We start from the raw sequence: 18,884 nt of genomic DNA on the forward strand, positions 1-18,884 counted from the left end.
GTTGCACGTTGCCGCGCCGATGTGCAACCCTGAGGTAGCGAATCGAGGAGGTTCACGGCATGGTCGCCGACAGCATCGAGCGTGAGATCGTCATCGCGGCACCCCGCGAGCGGGTCTGGGAGATCCTCACCCAGGCCGAGTTCCTGGGCGCCTGGTTCGGCAGCGGCACCCCGGCCGAGATCGACCTGCGGCCGGGTGGGCGACTGGTCTTCGACCACGGGGTGCACGGCATCCTGCCCGCCCGGATCGAGCGGGTCGAGCGGCCGGAGGTGTTCTCCTACCGCTGGCCCCAGGGCGCGGCCGGGGAGGAACCGGCCGAGGGCAACGCCACCCTGGTCGAGTTCACCCTCACGCCCGAACTCGGCGGCACCCGCCTGCGGATGGTCGAGAGCGGGTTCGCGGCCCTGACGGCCCTGCCCGCCGAAGCCGCCCGGGCCCGCCACGAACAGAACAGCGCCGGCTGGGACCGCAAGCTCCCCGAACTCGCCCGGCAGGCGGAGAAGTTGGCGGCATGACGGCGGAGTACGAGGACGATCCGGCCGCCGCCGTCCTGGTCGCACTCGCCGACCCGACGCGGCGCCGCATCCTCGACGCCCTCGCCGCCCGGGGCGCCGCAACGGCGACGACGCTCGCCGCCGAACTCCCCGTCACCCGGCAGGCCGTGGTCAAGCACCTCGCCGTCCTCGACCAGGCCGGCCTCGTCACCGCCCACCGAGTCGGCCGCGAGGTCCGCTACCGGCCCGCCACCCCTGCCCTCGCCGCCACCGCCCGCTGGATGGCCGGCCTGGCCGACGCCTGGGACCGTCGCCTGCTCGCCATCAAGCACCTCGCCGAGAGCGGCGGTGCGGTGCCGCCGGAGGGGGACGAGGGCGGCGGCGCGGTGGAATGACAGGTTTCGGATGACAGATGACAGGTTTCGAAATCTGTCATCTGTCATCTGTCATTTGTTCGCCCTACCGCAGCCCCGGGTGGTCCGCGATCACCGTGCAGCTCCCCGGCGCGATCTCGGTGAAGCCCGCGTCCCGGACCACCGGCAGGCCGCTCGCCACCAGTTCCACCCACGCCTCCGGCGCCGGCGTCCGGACGGCGAGCGCAAACCCGCTCTCCGCCCACTCCTTGCGCTGCGCCTCGTCGAGCCGCCACCAGGCGAGCTGGGCGGCATGCCCGGTCTGGGCCATCGTCTTGCCGGCACTCATCTCCAGCTCCGGGTTGAGCCAGAGCACCGGGACGCCCGGCTCGGGGGCGTCAACCTCGGCGACATCCTCCAGGTCCGTCCCGGAGACCTGGAGCTTGGCGAGGTCCTTCGGCCAACCGTCCAGCGGGATCGGCGGGAACACCCGCACCTCGGCCTCCCGCCCATGCACGGTGATCCCCGGCAGCTCGCCCGCGCGCCGCCATTCCCCGCCCCGGGCACGCCGGACCACCTTGCGGATCCGGGCGTCCTCCCAGGCCGCGACCCGCTCGGCCCACTCGCCGTCCGGCTCGGTCACCCGCGGGTCGGCCAGCAAGGTCAGGACCGCCCGGGCCGAGGTCTCCAGCGCGTCGGTCCGCCCGGGCGGCATGGCCCGCTCCAGCCGCACGACCAGCGGCAGCACGTACTGATCCCGCGTGTCACGGTCATCGGGCGCAGGGACGGAGGCGGAAGCGGGGGCCGGTGCGTCGAACGGAGAAGTCACCCGTCCAGCATGCCAGCCCCGCAAGCCGGGTGATCACGCCGGTCTGCCCCCTCCCGCCTCGCTCAGCACAACCGCTCAGCGCAACCGCTCAGCGCAACCGCTCAGCGCAACCGCTGCCGCAGCTCGTCGACGGCCGTACGGATGCCCGCGCTGTAGTCGTCCTCGGGGAGGGCGTCCAGGCTGCGGACGGCGCGTTCCAACTGCTCCCGCACGAGGTCGGGCTCGCCCAGCTTCAGGTGGTCGGACGCCAGGTTGAGGTGCAGCGACGGATAGAACGCCCGTACCTGGAGGGCGGACTCGTAGGTCTGGGCGCGCTCGGCGGTCAGCGAGTCGGCGGCGGCCAGCGCCCGGCGGTCCCACTCCAGCTCGGCCCGCGGGTCGTCCTGCAGATCGGCCAGATAGTGGGCGAGCACGCAGCGGTGGAAGACGTCGCCGCGCTCGCCCAGCGCCTCCCACAGCGCCTCGAAGCTGGCCCGCGCCTCGGCCGTCCGTCCGCGCTGCGCTGCCTGCACACCCTCCAGTCCGAGCGCGATCCGGGCGAGCACCGGGTCGTCCCCGGTCACACCCCGACGGCCACTTGAATCCCCGAGTCCCGCATCCCCGGGCCCCGAATCCCCGGACATATCGCGCACATCAGATACATCGGACATGCCCGCAGCCTAGCCGTCACCCCGGGAACCCGCCGGACGACGGGTCAGCGCCGGTAGCCGCGCTGGGCGTCGCGCTCCTCCGCGTCCTCGTAGACCAGGAACCAGCCCTCCGGGTGGGTCGCCGCGAGCAGCAGCTCGGTGCGCTGCTCGGCGGCGAGCTCCGGGTCGCCGTCGTCCGGGCCGAAGACGCCGAACAGCTCGTCGTGGCAGCCGTCCCAGTCGTAGTCGTACAGGTCGGCCGGCAGGTCGCCCATCATGTCGGCCACCGACTCGGGCTGGGCGCCGAGCAACACGCGAGCGTCGACGAGGGCCATCCGCAGCGCAATATCCTCGGCCAGGCAGCGCGGCAGGGGCCACTCGCCGAGCGCGAGGTCGTCGGCGAGGTCGTCGAAGGTCCGGGCCATCGCGCGGCGCCATCCCCGGTGCAGCCGCCAGGTGCGCTGGGGCAGCCGCGAGAAGACCGTCCAGTCGGCGTCCTCGCCCTCGGCGACGGGGTCGTCCCCGTGCTCGTCCAGGTCGTCGTAGGCGGCGTCGGCCAGCCCGATCAGCTGGGCGTGGAGGAGGCACGCGGTGCGCGGGGTGAGGGTCCAGTCCGCACCCGCGCCGCCGTCGTCGTCCTCGTCGCCCTCCAGCGGGAACAGCTCGGCGAAGTCCGGCGCGAAGTCCTCGGTGACGCTGATCTCCAGCGTGCCGCCGATCGCCTCGACGCCCGGGATCGCGGCCACCAGCCGGTCCGGGTGCAGCAGCGCGCCGAGCGCCGCGTTGGCGTCCTCGGCCACCTCGCGCAGCAGGTCGCGGCGCTGGCCGGCCGGGTCGATGCCGTCGAAGTCCAGTTCCTCCACGGCCGCGATCGCCGCGGCGCGCAGCGCCGGCCAGTCGGTGATCCGCAGGCCCAGCACCACCGTCGCCTCGATCTCCTGCGCACCGGAGTCCTCCGCCGCGCCCGGCCCCTGTGGATGATCGCTTCGCTCGCCCATGGGGCTACGGTACGGCTTTTCGGCCGCTCGATCACCGGTCTGAACCAGCTTCCGGATTCCTTCTCGGCCACGCCCCGGCCACGCCTCTGTCACTCGGACGCACGACACCGGCAGGATGACCCCATGGCTGACATCAACGAGTACGGCGGCGGGCAGGGCCCGAACGCCGACGTCCTGGTCGTGACCACCAACGACATCCCGGGGTTCCGGGTCGACCACGTGATCGGCGAGGTGTTCGGGCTGACGGTGCGCAGCCGGCACATCGGCAGCCAGATCGGCGCCGGCCTGAAGTCGCTGATCGGCGGCGAGCTGAAGGGTCTGACGAAGACCCTGGTGGAGAGCCGCAACGAGGCGATGCAGCGGCTCGTCGAGCAGACCAAGGCGCGCGGGGGCAACGCGGTGCTGATGATGCGCTTCGACGTGACGGAGGCGGCGGACGTCGGTACCGAGGTCTGCGCGTACGGCACGGCCGTCGTGGTTTCCCCGGCCGCCTGACGGTCCGACCGCAGCGCGGGACCGCAGCACGGCAGCGGTTCGCTTCGGCTGTTCGCTTCGACGCGACGAGGGCGGCGCCGCCGGCATGGACGTCCGCCGCCCCCGACCGTCGCGGGAACACCCGCCGCACCGCCGATGTTTCACCGGCGTGACTGTTTACGGTGCAACTAACGCCGCAACCAACGACGGCCGGCAGCGGCGCATGGACGTCCGGCGCGTGGACGTCCTGGTGGTGGGCGCCGGGCAGGCAGGCCTGTCCGCCGCCTACCACCTGCGCCGCCGCGGCTTCACCCCCTACCGGGCGGACGCCGATGGCGGCTTCGTCGTGCTCGACGCCGGCACCGGCCCGGGCGGCGCCTGGGCGCACCGCTCGCCGTCGCTGCGGATGGCCACCGTGCACGGCTTCCACGACCTGCCCGACGCCGAACTGCCGGTGCCCGACCCGCAGGCCCCCGCCCGCGAGGTGGTGCCGGGGTACTTCGAGGCGTACGAGGCGCGACACGCGCTCCCCGTCGTGCGCCCCGTCACCGTCCGCGCCGTGCGCGCCGAGTCGGACCGCCCGGACTCGCGGTTGCTGGTGGAGACCGACCGCGGCACCTGGTCCACCCGGGCGCTGATCAACGCCACCGGCACCTGGAACCGCCCCTTCCTCCCGGACTACCCCGGCCACTTCACCGGACGGCAGCTGCACTACGCCGAGTACCGCGGCCCGGAGGAGTTCGCCGGGAAGCGCGTGCTGGTGGTGGGCGGCGGTGCGTCCGCGATCCAGGTGCTGTCGGAGGTCGCGGCGGTCGGCGAGACGATCTGGGTCACTCGGACCCCGCCGGTCTACCACGACGGACCGTTCACCCCCGAGTACGGGCGCGCGGTGGTCGCCAAGGTCGAGGAGCGGGTCCGCCAGGGCCTGCCGGTGCGCAGCGTGGTGAGCGTGACCGGGCTCGGCCCGTCCGTCGCCTACCGGCGCGCGGAGGAGCTGGGCGCGCTGCACCGCCGCCCGATGTTCGACCGGCTCACCGAGCGCGGGGTGGCGTGGGGCGACGAGGAGCTGGCGGTGGACGCCATCGTGTGGGCCACCGGTTTCCGCCCCGAGGTCGGGCACCTGGCCCCGCTCGGGCTGCGCTCCCCCGGCGGCGGCATCGCCCTCACCGGCACCCGCGCCACCGCCGATCCGCGCGTCCACCTGGTCGGCTACGGCCCGTCGGCGAGCACCATCGGCGCCAACCGAGCCGGCCGCGCCGCCGTCAACGACCTGGTCCGCCTGCTCGGCGATCCGGCGGAGCTCCTGGCCCCGGTCGTGGCGTAGGCACGGCCAGCACCGATTCAGTCCCGGCCGACCCCTGCCCAACTGCCCAGCCCCAGCCTGGCGAGCGTCGACGCGAGCGGCGTACCAGGCGTATCAGCGGTCGTAGTCGACGGTCACCCGGTCGGTCAGCGGGCGGGCCTGGCAGGTGAGGACGTAGCCGGCGGCCAGTTCCTTCTCCTCCAGCGCGAAGTTGCGGCGCATCTCCACCTCGCCCTCCGTGACGAGCGCGCGGCAGGTGCCGCAGACCCCGCCCTTGCAGGCGAACGGCAGGTCGGGGCGGGAGCGCTGGGCGCCGTCCAGGATCGAGCGGTCGCGCGGGAGGGTGAGCGTGCTGCCGCGGCCGTCGAGGACGACGGTGACCTCGCAGTGCGCGCCGCCGTCCGCCGCGTCGGCCGCGTCCCGGTCGTCCGCGCGCTCGGCGACCGGCTCGTCCTCGGCGTGGAACAGCTCCTGGTGGACGCGCTCCCCCGGCACGCCCAGGTCGGCGAGCAGCTCCTTCGCCCCGGCGACCATGCCGAACGGCCCGCAGAGCCACCAGTGGCCGACCGCCTCGACGTCCACCAGCGCGTTCAGCAGCGCCCGCACCCGCTCGGGATCCAGGCGGCCGCTGAGCAGTTCGGCGTCCCGGGTCTCCCGGGACAGCACGTGGACCAGCTGGAAGCGGCCGAGGTAGCGGTCCTTCAGGTCGGCCAGCTCGTCGGCGAACATGACGGTGTCGCTGCGCCGGTTGCCGTAGAGGAGGGTGACGGTGGAGCGGCGGTCGGCGGCCAGCACGGAGGCCGCGATGGACAGCATCGGGGTGATGCCGGAGCCGGCCGCGAGCAGCACGTGGTCGGCAGGGACGCCGAGGTCGGGGGTGAACAGGCCGGTCGGCGTCAGCACGTCGACCTCCTCGCCGGGCCGCGCCTCCCGCACCAGCCAGCGCGAGAACAGCCCGCCCGGCACCTCGCGCACGGCGATCCGCAGCGGGCCGCCGACGGGGGCGCAGATCGAGTACGAGCGGCGCTCGTCGGTGCCGTCCACCACCTTGCGCAGCGTCAGCGTCTGGCCCGGCCGGAACGCGAAGTCCTCCCCGAGCCCGTCCGGCACCGCGAACGTGACCGCCACGGCGTCCTCGCAGAGCCGCTCGATCCGCTCGATCCGCAGCCGGTGGAAGGCCGGGCGGCGGGCGGGGCGGATGTCCGGGCGCGGATCCGTCTGGGTGGCGGGCATTCAGATCTCCTTGACGCGTTCGAACGGCTCGCGGCAGGCGCGGCAGCGCCAGAGGGCCTTGCAGGCGGTGGAGCCGAAGCGGGACAGCTCCTCCGTGTCGGTGTCACCGCAGTGCGGGCAGGGCACCGGGGCGAAAGCGGGCGAGGCAGTGCCGGTTGTCGCCGCGCGGGTGGGGCCCAGGACGAGCGATACCGGCCCGGTGACCGCGGAGGTGTGGCGCGGCGGGGCGATGCCCGCCTCGGCGAGCTTGCGGCGGCCCTCGGCGGTGATCAGGTCGGTGGACCACGGCGGGTCCAGCCGCAGCCTCACCCGGACGTCCCGGTAGCCGGCCGCGCGCAGCCGACGGTCCACGTCGGCGGCCATCTCGGCGACGGCGGGGCAGCCCGAGTAGGTCGGGGTCAGCCAGGCGGTCACGGTCCCGTCCGCCGTCTCGACGTCGGCCAGCACGCCCAGGTCCGCCAGGGTGAGCATGGGCAGTTCCGGGTCCGGGACGGCAGCGGCGGTCTCCCAGGCCAGGTCGCGGGTCGTCATCGTGTCCGTCACCACGTCGCCCCCGGGTGTGCGCGGGCCACCACCTGGAGCTCCGCGAGCAGCGGACCGAGCGCCTCGGTGTGCACCCCGTCCCGGCCGCCCAGGCCCAGAACGGTGGCCAGCGGCGGGACGTCCGGCACGGTCAGCCCGGCCTCGGCGAGGACGGCGGCGAGCGAGCGCAGCACCGGTTCGCGCAACGTCGCCGGGTCGACGCCCGCCCGCAGCTCCGCCGGGTGTGCCGTGAACAGCTCGTCCAGCAGCGGCCACACCGCGTCCAGCCCGGCCTGCATCCGCGCCGACGAGTACGGCGTGCCGTCGCCGAGCCGCAGCGTCCAGGCGGTGGCGTACTCGCGGTGGTACGCCAGCTCCTTGACACCACGCGCCGCCACCGCCGCCAGCACCGGGTCCGGGTGCGCGCTCAGCGCCTCGTACAGGGCGCCGCGGGCGGTGGCGAACAGGAGCAGCCGGGCGATCGAGTGCGCGAAATCGCCGTTCGGGGTCTCGACCAGGCGGACGTTGCGGAACTCGTGCTCCTCGCGCCAGTACGCCAGGTCGTCCTCGGTGCGCCCGGAACCGTCCGCCTGGCCGGCCCGGGTGAGCAGCAGGCGGGCCTGGCCGAGCAGGTCGAGGCCGAGGTTGGCGAGCGCGACCTCCTCCTCCAGCTCCGGCGCCCGGGTGCACCACTCGGTCAGCCGCTGGGCGAGGATCAGGGCGTCGTCGCCGAGCATCAGGCAGTAGGCGGCGAGGTCGGCGCCGTCGAGGCCGGGGGGCAGAGCGGTGTCCACACCGAGCAGCGGGTCGGCGAAGCCCGTCCCATAGGCCCAGCGGCCCTCGCCCTCGGGGCCGGGGGTGGCCTCGGCGAGGCTGAGGTAGACGTGGTCGTCGGCGTCCGCTGCTGTGCCGGTGGCCGGTGCGGTGGTGGCCGGTGCGGTGTGATCGTGCATGGCGTGCATGGCGGTTCCCCCGTCAGATGTGCGGGACATCCTCGGGGATGTCGTAGAAGGTCGGGTGGCGGTAGACCTTGTCGCCGCTGGGCTCGAAGAACGGGTCCCGCTCGTCCGGGGTGGAGGCGGTGATCGCGTCCGAGCGGACCACCCAGAGGCTGACGCCCTCGTTGCGGCGGGTGTAGAGGTCGCGGGCGGCGAGCAGGGCCATCCGGTCGTCGGGCGCGTGCAGCGAGCCGACGTGGACGTGGTTCAGCCCGCGCCGGGGGCGCACGAACACCTCGTACAGCGGCCAGCCGGCCTTGGACTCGGTCACTTTCCGTTCTCCTGTTCCGTGTGCTCGCTCCGCACGTGTTCCGTGTGCTCGCTTTCCGGGTGCCCGCTCCGTACGGCGGTCTGCTCGGCGCTGCGCTTGGCGGCGTAGGCGACGGCCGCCTCGCGGACCCAGGCGCCCTCCTCGTGGGCGGCCCGGCGGCGCTCGATGCGCTGGGCGTTGCAGGGGCCCTGGCCGTGGATGACGCGGGTCAGCTCGGCCCAGTCGGGCTCGCCGAAGTCCCAGCCGCCGCGCTCCTCGTTCCAGCGCAGCTCGGGGTCGGGGAGCGTGACGCCGAGGTGCTGGGCCTGCGGGACGGTCATGTCGACGAAGCGCCGGCGCAGCTCGTCGTTGGTGTGGCGCTTGATCCGCCAGGCCATCGAGCGGGCGGTGTTCGGGGAGTCGGCGTCCGAGGGGCCGAACATCATCAGCGACGGCCACCACCAGCGGTCCACCGCGTCCTGGACCATCCGGCGCTGGGCGTCGGTGCCGCGCATCAGGGTCATGAGCAGCTCGTAGCCCTGGCGCTGGTGGAAGGACTCCTCCTTGCAGATCCGGACCATCGCGCGGGCGTACGGGCCGTAGCTGCAGCGACACAGCGGCACCTGGTTGCAGATCGCCGCGCCGTCGACCAGCCAGCCGATCACGCCGACGTCGGCGAAGGTCAGGGTCGGGTAGTTGAAGATCGAGGAGTACTTCTGGCGGCCGGAGATCAGCTTCTCGGTCAGCTCGGCGCGGTCGACGCCGAGGGTCTCGGCGGCGGCGTAGAGGTAGAGGCCGTGGCCGGCCTCGTCCTGGGCCTTGGCGAGGAGGATGGCCTTGCGGCGCAGGGACGGGGCGCGGGTGAGCCAGTTGCCCTCGGGCTGCATGCCGATGATCTCGGAGTGCGCGTGCTGGGCGATCTGGCGGATCAGGGTCGCCCGGTAGGCGTCGGGCATCCAGTCCCTGGGCTCGATCCGCTGCTCGGCCGCGACGACCGCCTCGAACCGGTCCTCCTGCGTGCTCGCAGGGACCGGTTCGGCCACCTCTGCTGTCACCACGGTCCCCTCTCGCCTGCTTGCCTGGTCGCCCGGCCGCTTGCGGCCAACCGACTGACCGTTCGGTCGGTACCATTCTGCGCGGGGAGGCGGGTGGCTGGCAAGGGACGAGCAGTGGAGGGGCCGCGGGGGTTGCGGGGGTTGCGGGGGCGGGGGCGGCCGCAGGGAACGACAAACAGATAACAGCGAACAGACTCTGAAATCTGTTCGCTGTTATCTGCTACTTGTCTTCTGTTACCCGCCCTCTGTTACCTGTCAGCCCTCCGTGCGGTCGCGCAGCCTCGGCAGCGGTACGGCGAGAAGCGCCGCCAGCAGGGCGATCCGGGGCGCCAGCTGGTCGATCCGGATGTACTCGTGCCGCGCGTGGGCCCCGGCACCGACCGCGCCGAAGCCGTCCAGCGTCGGGAGCCCGCGCGAGCCCGGGAGGTTGGTGTCCCCCGCCCCGCCCGCCGGGCCGCCGTCCAGCTGCTGACCGAGCACCGCCGCGAGCGAACGGACGTGCCGCAGCAGCGGGTTGCCGGAGCGCTCGGGCCACGCCGGACGGCTGGACAGCACCTCCGTACGCACCCGCGCCCCCGGCCGCAGCGCGGTGAGCCGGGCCAGGTTGTCGAGCGTCCGGCGCTGCGCCTCGGCGGTGGAGAAGCGCAGGCCGAGTTCGGCCTCGGCCCGGCCGGCGACGACGTTGGCCCGCGAACCACCGCTGATCCGCCCGGCGTTGAGCTCCGTCCCGGGCTGGCCGGCGAGCCCGCGTACGACCACGAGCTGGTCGACGAGTTCGTCGACGGCGGACACCCCGTCGTGGGCGTCATTGCCCGCGTGGGCCTCGCGGCCCGTGACGGTGAGCCGGACCCGGGTGCTGCCGCGCCGGGCGGTCTTGAGCCGGCCGTCCGGATGCGGCGGTTCGAGGCCCAGGACGGCTGCGGCGCCGCGCAGTTGGCGTTCGACCAGGCGCCGCCCGTCCGGGCTGCCGACCTCCTCGTCGGACACCACGACCACCTGGACGCTGCGGTGCGGGCGCTGTCCCAGATCCGCGAGCAGCGCGAACGCACCCTCCAGGATGGCGAGTCCGCCCTTCATGTCGACGACGCCCGGCCCGGTGAGGGTGCCGTTCTGCTCGGTGACGGGCCAGTCGGCGAGCGTTCCGGCGGGCCAGACGGTGTCGTGGTGGCCGACGATCAGCAGGTGCGGCAGGGTCTCGTCCTGCCCCTCCCACTCCAGGACGAGGTGGTCGCCCGCCGGGCCGGGTTCGCGGCGGGCGGTGGCGCCGGTGGCACGGAAGCCGTCCGCCAACTCCTCGGCGAGGGCGTCGAGTCGGGGCGCATCACCGCTCGGGGACTCGATCCGGGCCAGGTCGGTGCAGCGGCGCCGGACGGCGCCCGCGAGGGTCCGGGCACGGGTGCTGAGCGCCTGCGGGAGGCCGGGAAGCGCGGCGGTGGCGGGTTGCGGGGCGGTGGCAGCGGGTTGCGCAGCAGTAGCGGCAGGTTGCGCGGCGGCGGCCTGAGGCTGGGTGGCAGTGGCCGCGGGTTGGGCGGCGGCGCCGGAGAGGGCCTCACCGTCGGTGGCGGCCGGCACGGTCACGGCCGCGACCGCCTTGGAAGCGGCAGCGGTGGTCGCCCGCGGCGACCCTACGATCTGGGGACTCAACGCTCGCCTCCGCGGCCGCCGCCGGTATTCAGCGGCCGTACCAGCCGACCGGTCCATCCGGGGTGCCAGACCCGGCCGGGCCGCGCCGGGCGGCCGGAATGGTGGGCGATCCGTCGGGACGGCCCGTCTGGCCCAAGTGCGGTGGAACGGCTGGGCGGCGTGCTTGGCATTGCGTCCTCCTCGCTCGATCCGGTGGCCCCGGTCCACCCGGAGCCCCGTGGACGGCGGCTTCGTTGCGGCGGGCGCAGAGAGCGCACCCCCACAGGGAAGCCGAGATGTGAGCCTAGAAGAACCGTTCGGCTTCCTGCGAGGTGGCCCTGCTCCTAGCGTGCCGGGCCGGGCCCAGCCTCGGGCACCCGTCGGGGAACGGCGGCGGGCGCTCGGCGCGCGGGCCTGATCGGCGCGCGGGCGCGGTCGCCGGATCGCGCCCACCTCCACCATGGACCCGCCGCCCGGGTTCGGCAGCGCAAACGGCCAAGGCGCCGGATTTCCACGCCGGATGGGTGACATCAACTCAGCGCGCGGTATGAATCGGAGGCACGGCCGGGGTCACCGGAGTCGTCCCCGGCCACAGGACCCCCGTCCCGGCCGGACCGCGCGCGGCTCAGGCGCCGCCCCCGACCAGCCCGGCGTCGCGCGCGAGCAGCGCGGCCTGGACCCGGTTGCCGACACCGAGCCCGGTGAGGATCCGGCTGACGTGTGCCTTGACGGTGCTCTCTCGCGTCCCGAGGACGCCCGCGATCTCGGCGTTGGAGAGCCCGTCGGCGAGTTCGCGCAGCACGTCGGTCTCGCGCGGGGTGAGCCCGGCGACCCGGTTGCGGGCGGCGAGGGACCGCGGCGCGCCGGTGCGGTGGTACCGGTCGATGAGCCGGCGGGCGGCGGCCGGGTGCAGCATGCCCTGGCCGCCCGCGACGACGTGGACGGCCCGGGCGATCTCGGCCGGCGGCGTGTCCTTGAGCAGGAAGCCGTCGGCGCCGGCAGCGAGTGCCCTGTACACGTACTCGTCCAGGTCGAACGTGGTGAGCGCGATGACGCGCGGGGCGTCGGGCAGTTCGCGCAGGCGGCGGGTGGCGGCGATGCCGTCGAGCCGGGGCATCCGGATGTCCATCAGCGCGACGTCGATCGGCCGGATACGGGCCAGTTCGACGGCCTGGAGCCCGTCGGCGGCCTCGGCGACGACGGTGAGGCCCGGGTCCTGAGCGAGCAGGTCGACGAGGCCGAGCCGCACCAGCGCGTCGTCGTCGACCACCATCGTGCGGATCATCGGGCGTCCTTCGGGAGCGAGGTCGGGGGGACGGTCGGGGTCGGCGTTTCGTGGTCCGGGGCCTGCGCTTCGTGAACTTCGTGGTTCAGGAGCGGCCCGGCAGGCCCGGGGACGGTCTGCGGCGGGCCTGGTCGCGCAGCACTCCGGTGTGCAGCACCAGCAGACTGAGGCGGTGGGCGAGCACGTCGTGCATCTCCCGTGCGATCCGGGCGCGTTCGGCGGACCGCGCCTGTTCGACGCGCAACTCCCGTTCGCGGCGCAGCGTTTCGACCTGCTCGTGCAGGGTGCGAATCAGCACGCGGCGGCCGTGCAGCCACAGGCCGACGGACAATGCCGCGGCCTGGACGAGGAATTGGGAGCCGGTGGTGCCCGCCCAGCCGACCAACGAGTCGGCCCGGGTGGCGCTGACCACGGCAATGGTGGCGCCACCGACGACAGCAGGCCCGGTGCGACCGAGGAAGGCGAGGTAGTAGACGCTGAACAGCCCGGGGAAGGCTCGGTTGAGCAACCCGCCGGTGAGCACGGGCAGGACGGCCGACGCCACCGGGTAGCGGCGCGCGAAGAGCAGGGAGAGCGACGCGAGGGTGGCCGCGACCGCCCGCAGTAAGCGCAGCGGGTCGTCGGCGCGGGCCCAGTGGACGAGGGCCTCCTCGACGGTGAGGGCGAGCACGGCGAGCAGCAGGAGCGTGTCGGTCCACGGGCGACGGCCGGGCCCGTACCAGCCCAGCAGGCCTGTGTGCTCGGCCCGCGTGCGCATGACCCGTGTGCGCATCGCCCACCTCCCGTCCGCTCCCCGAGCCACCTCCGTCCGTCCGGCTCGATGCTACGGGCGCGCGGTGGGGCGCCCGGCACCGGGCGGTGGTACGGCTGCTGCGGCGGTTCGAGGCGACGTACGGGCTGGGCGAGCGGACGGTCTGGCGCAACCTGCCGCCGGCCCGGGCGTATCTGCTGCGCCCTGCGAGCGGCGCAGGGCGTGCAGGGCCGACAGGTGACAGGTAACAGATGACAGATTTCAGATAACAGACGACAGCGAACAGACTTTGAAATCTGTTCGCGGTCATGCCATAGTTGCACCTGGGTCACCCCGCCCATCACCACCCGGCGCCGCACTCGACCCCTGGAGCCCTCATGTCCGCGTCCGCCCGCATCCCCCACCGCACCCTCGGTGCCTCCGGCCCCGTCACCTCCGCCCTCGGCCTCGGCTGCATGGGCATGTCCGACCTCTACGGCCCGGCCGACGAGGCCGAGAGCATCGCCACCATCCACGCCGCGCTCGACGCCGGGGTCACCCTCCTCGACACCGGCGACTTCTACGGCATGGGCCACAACGAGCTGCTCATCCACGACGCCCTGCGCGGACGGGACCGCGAGAGCGTGCAGATCAGCGTGAAGTTCGGCGCCCAGCGCGGCCCGGACGGCCAGTGGCTCGGCTACGACGCGAGCCCGGCCGCGACCAAGACCGCGCTCGCCTACACCCTGCGCCGTCTGCGCACCGACTACATCGACGTCTACCGCCCCGCCCGCCTGGACCCGAACGTCCCGATCGAGGAGACGGTCGGCGCGATCGCGGACCTGGTGAAGGCCGGCTACGTGCGCCACATCGGCCTGTCCGAGGTCGGCGCCGACACCCTGCGCCGGGCCGCCGCCGTCCACCCGATCAGCGACCTGCAGATCGAGTACTCGCTGATCTCCCGCTCCGTCGAGGAGGCCATCCTCCCCGCCGCCCGCGAGCTCGGCATCGGCATCACCGCCTACGGCGTGCTCTCCCGCGGCCTGCTCAGCGGCCACTGGAACAACGACCGCGCCCTCGCCGGCACCGACTTCCGCGGTCGCAGCCCGCGCTTCCAGGGCGACAACCTGGCCCACAACCTCGCGCTCGTCGAGGCGCTCCGCGAGGTCGCCACGGCGAAGGGCGCGAGCGTGGCGCAGGTCGCGATCGCCTGGGTCGCCTCGCGCGGCGAGGACGTCGTCCCGCTGGTGGGCGCCCGCCGCCGCGACCGCCTCACCGAGGCCCTCGGCGCGCTGGACGTCACGCTCACCGCCGCCGACCTCGCGGCCATCGAGGCAGCCGTGCCCGCCGGTTCCGCCGCGGGCGACCGGTACGCTGCCGCCCAGATGGAGCACCTCGACAGCGAGCGCTGACCAGCCGGAACCGGTCCACAGCCGGTATCGGCCCGGAGCCGGAGCCGCGCAGGCAGCACCACCCCCTGACCGCACCACCGCCCGCCGCCCCCACGGCGAGCGGGCCACCCGTAAGGACGTACCTCCCCGTGACTACGGACACCACCCTCACCGCCGAGCAGATCCTGATCGCGGCGGAGGACGTCCTGCGGCGGTTCGGCCCGGCCAAGGCCACCGTCGTGGACGTCGCCCGGATCCTCGGCGTCAGCCACAGCAGCGTCTACCGCCACTTCCCGAGCAAGGCCGCCCTGCGCGAGGCGGTCACCCAGCGCTGGCTCGACCAGGCGCACTTCCAGCTCGCGAACATCTCGATCGAGGGCAGCCCCGCCGAGGAGCGGCTGCACCGCTGGCTGGTGACGCTGTTCGCGGCCAAGCGAAAGAAGGCGCTCGACGACCCTGAGCTGTTCGCGACCTACCTGACGCTGGCCGCCGAGAACAGCGGCACGGTCGAGGCGCACATCGACACGATGGTCGACCAGATCGCCCACATCGTCCAGGACGGCATGGAGAAGAAGGACTTCAGGCTCGCCCACATCCTCACGACGGCCCGGGCCGTCTTCGAGGCCACCGCGCACTTCCACGACCCGGCGCACGCGGCCGAGTGGTCCGACCCGAGGGTGGACGAGCGCTTCGAGGCCGTGTGGACGCTCATCGTCAGCGGCCTGCGCGCCAAGTGACCACCGGCTGACGGCAGATCGGCACTCCGGCCGACTCCGGCCGGCACCGGGCGAAAATCCGGTCGCCGGCCGGCCCGGCCACCCGGCAGACTGGCGCGCACAGTTGATCTCACTTGGAGGATGACATGCGCGCGGCCGGTACCGTCCTGGACAGTCTGCACGGGCTCGCCCTCGGCGACGCTTTCGGCGACCGGTGGTTCTCGGTCCGACTGGACGAGGCGCCCGCCGCCCTGGCCACCCGCCAGGTCCGGCCGGCTCCCTGGCACTGGACCGACGACACCGCGATGGCGCTCGTCCTCGTCCGCCACCTGCTCACCCACGGCGAGGTCCAGCAGGACGCGCTGGCACGGGAGTTCGCCGAGGAATACGCCGCCGCGTACGGGCGAAAGTACGGCCCGTCGATGCACCGGGTGCTGCGCGGGATCGGCCGCGGGGAGGACTGGCGGACCGTCACCTCCGGCCAGTTCGGCGGCCAGGGCTCGCACGGGAACGGCGCCGCCATGCGGGTGGCCCCGCTCGGCGCCTGGTTCGCGGACGACCTGGCCGAGGCCGCCCGTCAGGCCGAACTCCAGGCGCTCACCACGCACTTCCACCCCGAGGCGGTCACCGGCGCGGTGGCCGTCGCCCTCGCGGCGGCGATCGTCGGTCGCAGCCGGGGCCAAACCCCGCCCACCAGGGCCGAGTTGCTGACCGAGGTCGCCGGACGGCTGCCGGACAGCGATGTCCGCTCCGGGCTGCGGATCGCCGCGCGGCTGCCCGAGCACACCAGCGTCCGGCAGGCCGCGAACGTGCTCGGGTCGGGCCTGCTGCTGTCCGCGCCGGACACCGTCCCGTTCGCGCTCTGGTCCGCCGCCGGGCACCTGGACTCGCTGCCCGATGCCATCTGGCACACCCTGGAGGGCTGGGGCGACAAGGACACCACGTGCGCCATCGCCGCCGGTGTGGTCGCCGCCCGGACCGGACTCGGCGACGTCCCGGCGGCCTGGCTGGCCGCCCGCGAGGACCTGCCGGACTGGGTCGCCGAAGTGTCCACGGCGCCCTGAGCGGCGCCGCAGGCCCCAGCCCCAGCTGCTGTCAGCGCCGGGAGTTGCCGAACAGCAGCCGGTAGATGATCAGCAGCACCAGCGCGCCGCCGATCGCCGACGCCCAGGTAGCCAGGTCGAAGAAGTGCGCCGTGACCGACCGGTGCAGGAAGCGCGAGGAGATCCAGCCACCGACGAAGGACCCGGCAATGCCGATCAGGGTGGTCACGATCAGGCCGCCCGGGTCCCTCCCCGGCAGCAGCAGCTTGGCCAGGGCACCCGCCACCAGTCCCAGCACGATCCACGCGATGATGCTCATGTGTCCCTCCCGTCAACGGCGTGACGGCCCCGTCCGTCCGCCCTACCTGGAAGGACGCAGGCGCCGAGCCCGCCGGTTCCGGAGCCTGCGGGCGGGCGACCCCGGTCCGGCCGCGCGGGTTGGCGTGGCACCCTCCCGGCGGGGCCCGGCCGCCGGGATACTGCGGCCATGCGCATCCTGATCGCCACCGCCGGATCCCGGGGCGATGTGGCCCCCTACACCGGGCTCGGCACCCGCCTGCGGGCGGCCGGCCACCGGGTCGCCGTCGCCACCCACGCCACCTTCGCCGACTCGGTCCGCGCCGCCGGGCTCGAATTCCGCGCCCTGCCGGTCGACCCGCGCGCCGCGCTCGCCTCCGCCGCCGGACGACGCCTCCTGGAGGCGGGGAGCGGGCCAGGCGTGATGCTCCAACTCCTGCGCCTCGGGCGAAGGTTCATGCCCGAACTCGGGGACGGCATCGCCGACGCCACCGCGCTCGGCACCGACCTCCTCCTCACAACCAGCACCACCACCGCGCTCGGCCAGGTCGCCGCCGAGGCCGCCGGCATCCCCAGCATCGGGCTGTACCTCCAACCCCTGGCCCCCACTCGCGAGTTCGCGCCCGCCGTCACCTGCACCCGCTCGCTCGGCGGCCCCGGCAACCTGCTCGCGGGCCATGCCGTCCAGGCCGCGACCGACCAACTGTTCGCGCCCGCCGTCCACGGACTGCGCCGCCGCCTCGGTCTGCCGCCGCGCCGGATCGCCCAGGCCCGGCAGGGCCACCCGGTCCTGCACGGGTTCTCGACCGCCGTCATCCCGCGCCCGGCCGACTGGCGCCCAAGCCTGGACGTCGCCGGGTACTGGTGGCCGTCCCGCGATCTGCGGTGGCAGCCGCCGACCCGCCTCCTGGACTTCCTCGCCGCCGGACCGAAGCCCGTCTTCGTCGGCTTCGGCAGCCTCGTCGTCCCCGACGCCGAACGGCTCACCGCCACCCTCCTCGCGGCCGTCCGCGCCGCCCGGGTGCGCGTTGTCCTCCAGTCGGGGTGGAGCGGGTTCGCCGCCGCCCGTCCCCCCGTCAGCCCTCCGCCGCCGCCCCGGCCCGCCGCCCCCAGCTCAGCGCCACGTACAGCACGAGCGCCGCCCCGAACCCGACCGCCCACCCGTAGTCGGCCAGCGGCTTGAGCGCCGGCAACAGCCCGCCCGTCGGGAACGGCCCGCCGTACGACCCGCCGACCGCGAGTACGCCGCCGACCACCAGGGCCACGACGGCCCGCCAGTTCCAGCCGCCCGCGTACCAGTAGGCCCCACCCGGCCGGTACAGCTCGGCGAGCTGGAGCCGGGTACGCCGCAGGACCCAGTAGTCGGCGATGAGCACCCCGGCGACCGTGCCGAGCAGGCCGCCGACCACGCCCAGCCAGGTGAAGATGTACACGTGCGGGTCGGAGATCAGCTTCCACGGGAAGATCGCGATCCCGACGACACCCGTAACAAGAGCCCCGGTACGGAAGTTGACGAACCTGGGCACCAGGTTGGCGAGGTCGTAGGCCGGCGAGACGACGTTCGCGGCGATGTTCACCGACAGTGTCGCCACAAGAACGGTGAGCAGCGCGAACAGGATGCCGACCGGGTTCTCCATCTTCGCGGCGAGCTCGATCGGGTCCCACACCGGCTTGCCGTAGACGGCCTGCGAGCCGGACGTGACCAGCACGGACAGCAGTGCGAACAGCGTCATCGTCGTCGGCAGACCGAGGGCCTGGCCGCGGATCTGGGCGCGCTGGCTGCCGCCGAAGCGGGTGAAGTCGGGGATGTTGAGCGAGAGAGTGGACCAGAACCCGATCATGCCCATCAGCGCCGGGAAGAAGACCTTCCAGAAGTCGCCGTCCCAGCCCAGTCTGGACGGCTGGTCGAGCAGCGGCCCGAACCCGCCCGCCTTGACGGTGATCCACGCCAGCAGCGCGAGCGCGCCGACGATGACGAACGGCGCGGCCCAGTTCTCGAAGCGCCGCAGTGTCTCCATCCCCCGCGCGATGATGGCCATCTCGACCAGCCAGAAGAGCAGGAACGAGAGCCACTGCGTCCACGGATACCCGCCGAACTCCCCCGCCGTGCGCCAGGATTCGCCGAGGAGCTTGCCCGCGAGCAGGAAGATGCCCTCGCCGCCGATCCACGTCTGGATGCCGAACCAGGCACACGCCACCGCCGCCCGCACAAGGGCGGGCAGGTTGGCGCCGCGCAGCCCGAAGGCGGCGCGCGCGAACACCGGGAACGGGATGCCGTACTTGGTGCCCGCATGTCCGGTGAGCAGCATCGGCACGAGCACGATCAGGTTGGCCAGGGCGATGGTGAGGACGGCCTGCTTCCAGTCCATGCCGAGCGCGACGAGGCCCGAAGCCAGCGTCCAGGACGGGATGTTGTGGGCCATGCCGACCCAGAGGGCGAGGAAGTTGTAGGTGCTCCAGGTGCGCCGCGCCACCGGGACCGGCCGCAGGTCGTCGTTGGTGAAGCCGTTGGGAGGCAACTCCTCGGCGGACGGGTCGAGTTCGACCCGTCCGTCGGGGTGCTGCCGCTGTCTGCCGTCGGTGGTCGCGGCGTCGGCCATGGGCGCGCTCCTCCCTCAGTCACAGTCAAGAGCAGTCGAACAGGACAGTCGAACAGGGGCA

Annotated in this window: 21 protein-coding genes; 8 read left to right on the forward strand and 13 right to left on the reverse strand. The window is 73.8% G+C overall.

Translation table 11 applies throughout. From position 1 onward, the window contains the following. Positions 1–59 precede the first annotated feature (59 nt). Positions 60–515 (forward strand): SRPBCC family protein, encoded by a 456-nt coding sequence (locus tag KV557_RS08785; protein ID WP_218199207.1) that lies wholly within the window; start codon positions 60–62, stop codon positions 513–515. Then, complete coding sequence (locus KV557_RS08790) at positions 512–889, forward strand: ArsR/SmtB family transcription factor (protein ID WP_218199208.1); 378 nt, start codon at positions 512–514, stop codon at positions 887–889. Before KV557_RS08785 ends, KV557_RS08790 begins: the two co-directional genes overlap by 4 nt. A 64-nt stretch (positions 890–953) precedes the next feature. On the opposite strand, the gene KV557_RS08795 is transcribed toward KV557_RS08790, so the two are convergent. From KV557_RS08795 to KV557_RS08805, 3 genes are all read right to left on the reverse strand, one after another. Next, complete coding sequence (locus tag KV557_RS08795; RefSeq protein WP_218199209.1) at positions 954–1,676, reverse strand: aminoacyl-tRNA hydrolase; 723 nt, start codon at positions 1,674–1,676, stop codon at positions 954–956. 101 nt (positions 1,677–1,777) lie between these two features. Beyond that, entirely contained in the window at positions 1,778–2,239 is a 462-nt protein-coding gene (locus KV557_RS08800) for a hypothetical protein (RefSeq protein WP_218199210.1), read from the reverse strand. Between the two features lie 131 nt (positions 2,240–2,370). Continuing rightward, positions 2,371–3,303 (reverse strand): hypothetical protein, encoded by a 933-nt coding sequence (locus KV557_RS08805; RefSeq protein WP_218199211.1) that lies wholly within the window; start codon positions 3,301–3,303, stop codon positions 2,371–2,373. A gap of 123 nt (positions 3,304–3,426) precedes the next feature. Here KV557_RS08805 and KV557_RS08810 point away from each other — a divergent pair, with 123 nt between their 5' ends. Further along, the gene (locus tag KV557_RS08810) at positions 3,427–3,798 is read left to right on the forward strand and encodes a YbjQ family protein (RefSeq protein WP_218199212.1); all 372 of its coding nucleotides are present in this window, start codon (positions 3,427–3,429) and stop codon (positions 3,796–3,798) included. 202 nt (positions 3,799–4,000) lie between these two features. Next, positions 4,001–5,101, forward strand: coding sequence for an NAD(P)-binding domain-containing protein (locus KV557_RS08815; RefSeq protein ID WP_218199213.1), 1,101 nt, complete (start codon positions 4,001–4,003; stop codon positions 5,099–5,101). Positions 5,102–5,194: 93 nt separating this feature from the next. Here KV557_RS08815 and paaE read toward each other — a convergent pair whose 3' ends face one another. From paaE to KV557_RS08855, 8 genes are all read right to left on the reverse strand, one after another. Continuing rightward, a complete protein-coding gene (paaE, locus tag KV557_RS08820; protein ID WP_218199214.1) occupies positions 5,195–6,313 on the reverse strand; it encodes a 1,2-phenylacetyl-CoA epoxidase subunit PaaE in 1,119 nt (372 codons plus the stop codon). After that, entirely contained in the window at positions 6,314–6,844 is a 531-nt protein-coding gene (paaD, locus tag KV557_RS08825; RefSeq protein WP_218199215.1) for a 1,2-phenylacetyl-CoA epoxidase subunit PaaD, read from the reverse strand. It lies immediately after the preceding gene. Between the two features lie 8 nt (positions 6,845–6,852). Beyond that, on the reverse strand, positions 6,853–7,788 hold the full coding sequence (gene paaC, locus KV557_RS08830) for a 1,2-phenylacetyl-CoA epoxidase subunit PaaC (RefSeq protein ID WP_218199216.1): 936 nt from the start codon (positions 7,786–7,788) through the stop codon (positions 6,853–6,855). Positions 7,789–7,810: 22 nt separating this feature from the next. Next, positions 7,811–8,104: a 1,2-phenylacetyl-CoA epoxidase subunit PaaB gene (gene paaB, locus KV557_RS08835; RefSeq protein ID WP_218199217.1), complete on the reverse strand. Its 294-nt coding sequence runs from the start codon at positions 8,102–8,104 to the stop codon at positions 7,811–7,813. Further along, on the reverse strand, positions 8,101–9,141 hold the full coding sequence (paaA, locus tag KV557_RS08840; protein WP_374106605.1) for a 1,2-phenylacetyl-CoA epoxidase subunit PaaA: 1,041 nt from the start codon (positions 9,139–9,141) through the stop codon (positions 8,101–8,103). Before paaA ends, paaB begins: the two co-directional genes overlap by 4 nt. A 252-nt stretch (positions 9,142–9,393) precedes the next feature. Beyond that, positions 9,394–10,782 carry a M20/M25/M40 family metallo-hydrolase gene (locus KV557_RS08845; RefSeq protein ID WP_218199219.1) on the reverse strand — a complete coding sequence of 463 codons (1,389 nt, stop codon included), beginning with the start codon at positions 10,780–10,782 and terminating at the stop codon, positions 9,394–9,396. A 604-nt stretch (positions 10,783–11,386) separates the two neighbouring features. Further along, positions 11,387–12,046, reverse strand: a complete 660-nt coding sequence (locus tag KV557_RS08850; RefSeq protein ID WP_218199220.1) for a response regulator — start codon at positions 12,044–12,046, stop codon at positions 11,387–11,389. A gap of 85 nt (positions 12,047–12,131) precedes the next feature. Then, the gene (locus tag KV557_RS08855) at positions 12,132–12,818 is read right to left on the reverse strand and encodes a histidine kinase (protein WP_256177139.1); all 687 of its coding nucleotides are present in this window, start codon (positions 12,816–12,818) and stop codon (positions 12,132–12,134) included. Positions 12,819–13,174: 356 nt separating this feature from the next. Here KV557_RS08855 and KV557_RS08860 point away from each other — a divergent pair, with 356 nt between their 5' ends. From KV557_RS08860 to KV557_RS08870, 3 genes are all read left to right on the forward strand, one after another. Continuing rightward, positions 13,175–14,188: an aldo/keto reductase gene (locus KV557_RS08860; RefSeq protein ID WP_218199221.1), complete on the forward strand. Its 1,014-nt coding sequence runs from the start codon at positions 13,175–13,177 to the stop codon at positions 14,186–14,188. A gap of 128 nt (positions 14,189–14,316) precedes the next feature. Then, entirely contained in the window at positions 14,317–14,904 is a 588-nt protein-coding gene (locus KV557_RS08865; protein WP_218199222.1) for a TetR family transcriptional regulator, read from the forward strand. Positions 14,905–15,029: 125 nt separating this feature from the next. After that, positions 15,030–15,947 carry an ADP-ribosylglycohydrolase family protein gene (locus tag KV557_RS08870; protein WP_218199223.1) on the forward strand — a complete coding sequence of 306 codons (918 nt, stop codon included), beginning with the start codon at positions 15,030–15,032 and terminating at the stop codon, positions 15,945–15,947. A gap of 31 nt (positions 15,948–15,978) precedes the next feature. On the opposite strand, the gene KV557_RS08875 is transcribed toward KV557_RS08870, so the two are convergent. After that, positions 15,979–16,245 (reverse strand): GlsB/YeaQ/YmgE family stress response membrane protein, encoded by a 267-nt coding sequence (locus KV557_RS08875; RefSeq protein WP_218199224.1) that lies wholly within the window; start codon positions 16,243–16,245, stop codon positions 15,979–15,981. A gap of 168 nt (positions 16,246–16,413) precedes the next feature. Here KV557_RS08875 and KV557_RS08880 point away from each other — a divergent pair, with 168 nt between their 5' ends. After that, a complete protein-coding gene (locus tag KV557_RS08880; protein ID WP_218199225.1) occupies positions 16,414–17,406 on the forward strand; it encodes a glycosyltransferase in 993 nt (330 codons plus the stop codon). Here KV557_RS08880 and KV557_RS08885 read toward each other — a convergent pair. Next, positions 17,300–18,823 carry an NCS1 family nucleobase:cation symporter-1 gene (locus KV557_RS08885; protein WP_218199226.1) on the reverse strand — a complete coding sequence of 508 codons (1,524 nt, stop codon included), beginning with the start codon at positions 18,821–18,823 and terminating at the stop codon, positions 17,300–17,302. The genes KV557_RS08880 and KV557_RS08885 overlap by 107 nt on opposite strands. Positions 18,824–18,884 lie beyond the last annotated feature (61 nt).

It is taken from the genome of Kitasatospora aureofaciens (genome assembly GCF_019192735.1).
GTDB lineage: Bacteria > Actinomycetota > Actinomycetes > Streptomycetales > Streptomycetaceae > Kitasatospora > Kitasatospora aureofaciens_A.

What these genes read in the sequence shown, in the direction of transcription:
- KV557_RS08805 (WP_218199211.1), bottom strand. Translation starts at nt 3,303, where the DNA reads ATGGGCGAGCGAAGCGATCATCCACAGGGGCCGGGCGCGGCGGAGGAC.
- KV557_RS08815 (WP_218199213.1), top strand. Translation starts at nt 4,001, where the DNA reads ATGGACGTCCGGCGCGTGGACGTCCTGGTGGTGGGCGCCGGGCAGGCA.
- paaC (WP_218199216.1), bottom strand. Translation starts at nt 7,788, where the DNA reads ATGCACGATCACACCGCACCGGCCACCACCGCACCGGCCACCGGCACA.
- KV557_RS08785 (WP_218199207.1), top strand. Translation starts at nt 60, where the DNA reads ATGGTCGCCGACAGCATCGAGCGTGAGATCGTCATCGCGGCACCCCGC.
- KV557_RS08850 (WP_218199220.1), bottom strand. Translation starts at nt 12,046, where the DNA reads ATGATCCGCACGATGGTGGTCGACGACGACGCGCTGGTGCGGCTCGGC.
- paaD (WP_218199215.1), bottom strand. Translation starts at nt 6,844, where the DNA reads ATGACGACCCGCGACCTGGCCTGGGAGACCGCCGCTGCCGTCCCGGAC.
- KV557_RS08875 (WP_218199224.1), bottom strand. Translation starts at nt 16,245, where the DNA reads ATGAGCATCATCGCGTGGATCGTGCTGGGACTGGTGGCGGGTGCCCTG.
- paaE (WP_218199214.1), bottom strand. Translation starts at nt 6,313, where the DNA reads ATGCCCGCCACCCAGACGGATCCGCGCCCGGACATCCGCCCCGCCCGC.
- KV557_RS08885 (WP_218199226.1), bottom strand. Translation starts at nt 18,823, where the DNA reads ATGGCCGACGCCGCGACCACCGACGGCAGACAGCGGCAGCACCCCGAC.
- KV557_RS08880 (WP_218199225.1), top strand. Translation starts at nt 16,414, where the DNA reads ATGCGCATCCTGATCGCCACCGCCGGATCCCGGGGCGATGTGGCCCCC.
- KV557_RS08860 (WP_218199221.1), top strand. Translation starts at nt 13,175, where the DNA reads ATGTCCGCGTCCGCCCGCATCCCCCACCGCACCCTCGGTGCCTCCGGC.
- KV557_RS08810 (WP_218199212.1), top strand. Translation starts at nt 3,427, where the DNA reads ATGGCTGACATCAACGAGTACGGCGGCGGGCAGGGCCCGAACGCCGAC.
- KV557_RS08855 (WP_256177139.1), bottom strand. Translation starts at nt 12,818, where the DNA reads ATGCGCACACGGGTCATGCGCACGCGGGCCGAGCACACAGGCCTGCTG.
- KV557_RS08790 (WP_218199208.1), top strand. Translation starts at nt 512, where the DNA reads ATGACGGCGGAGTACGAGGACGATCCGGCCGCCGCCGTCCTGGTCGCA.
- KV557_RS08870 (WP_218199223.1), top strand. Translation starts at nt 15,030, where the DNA reads ATGCGCGCGGCCGGTACCGTCCTGGACAGTCTGCACGGGCTCGCCCTC.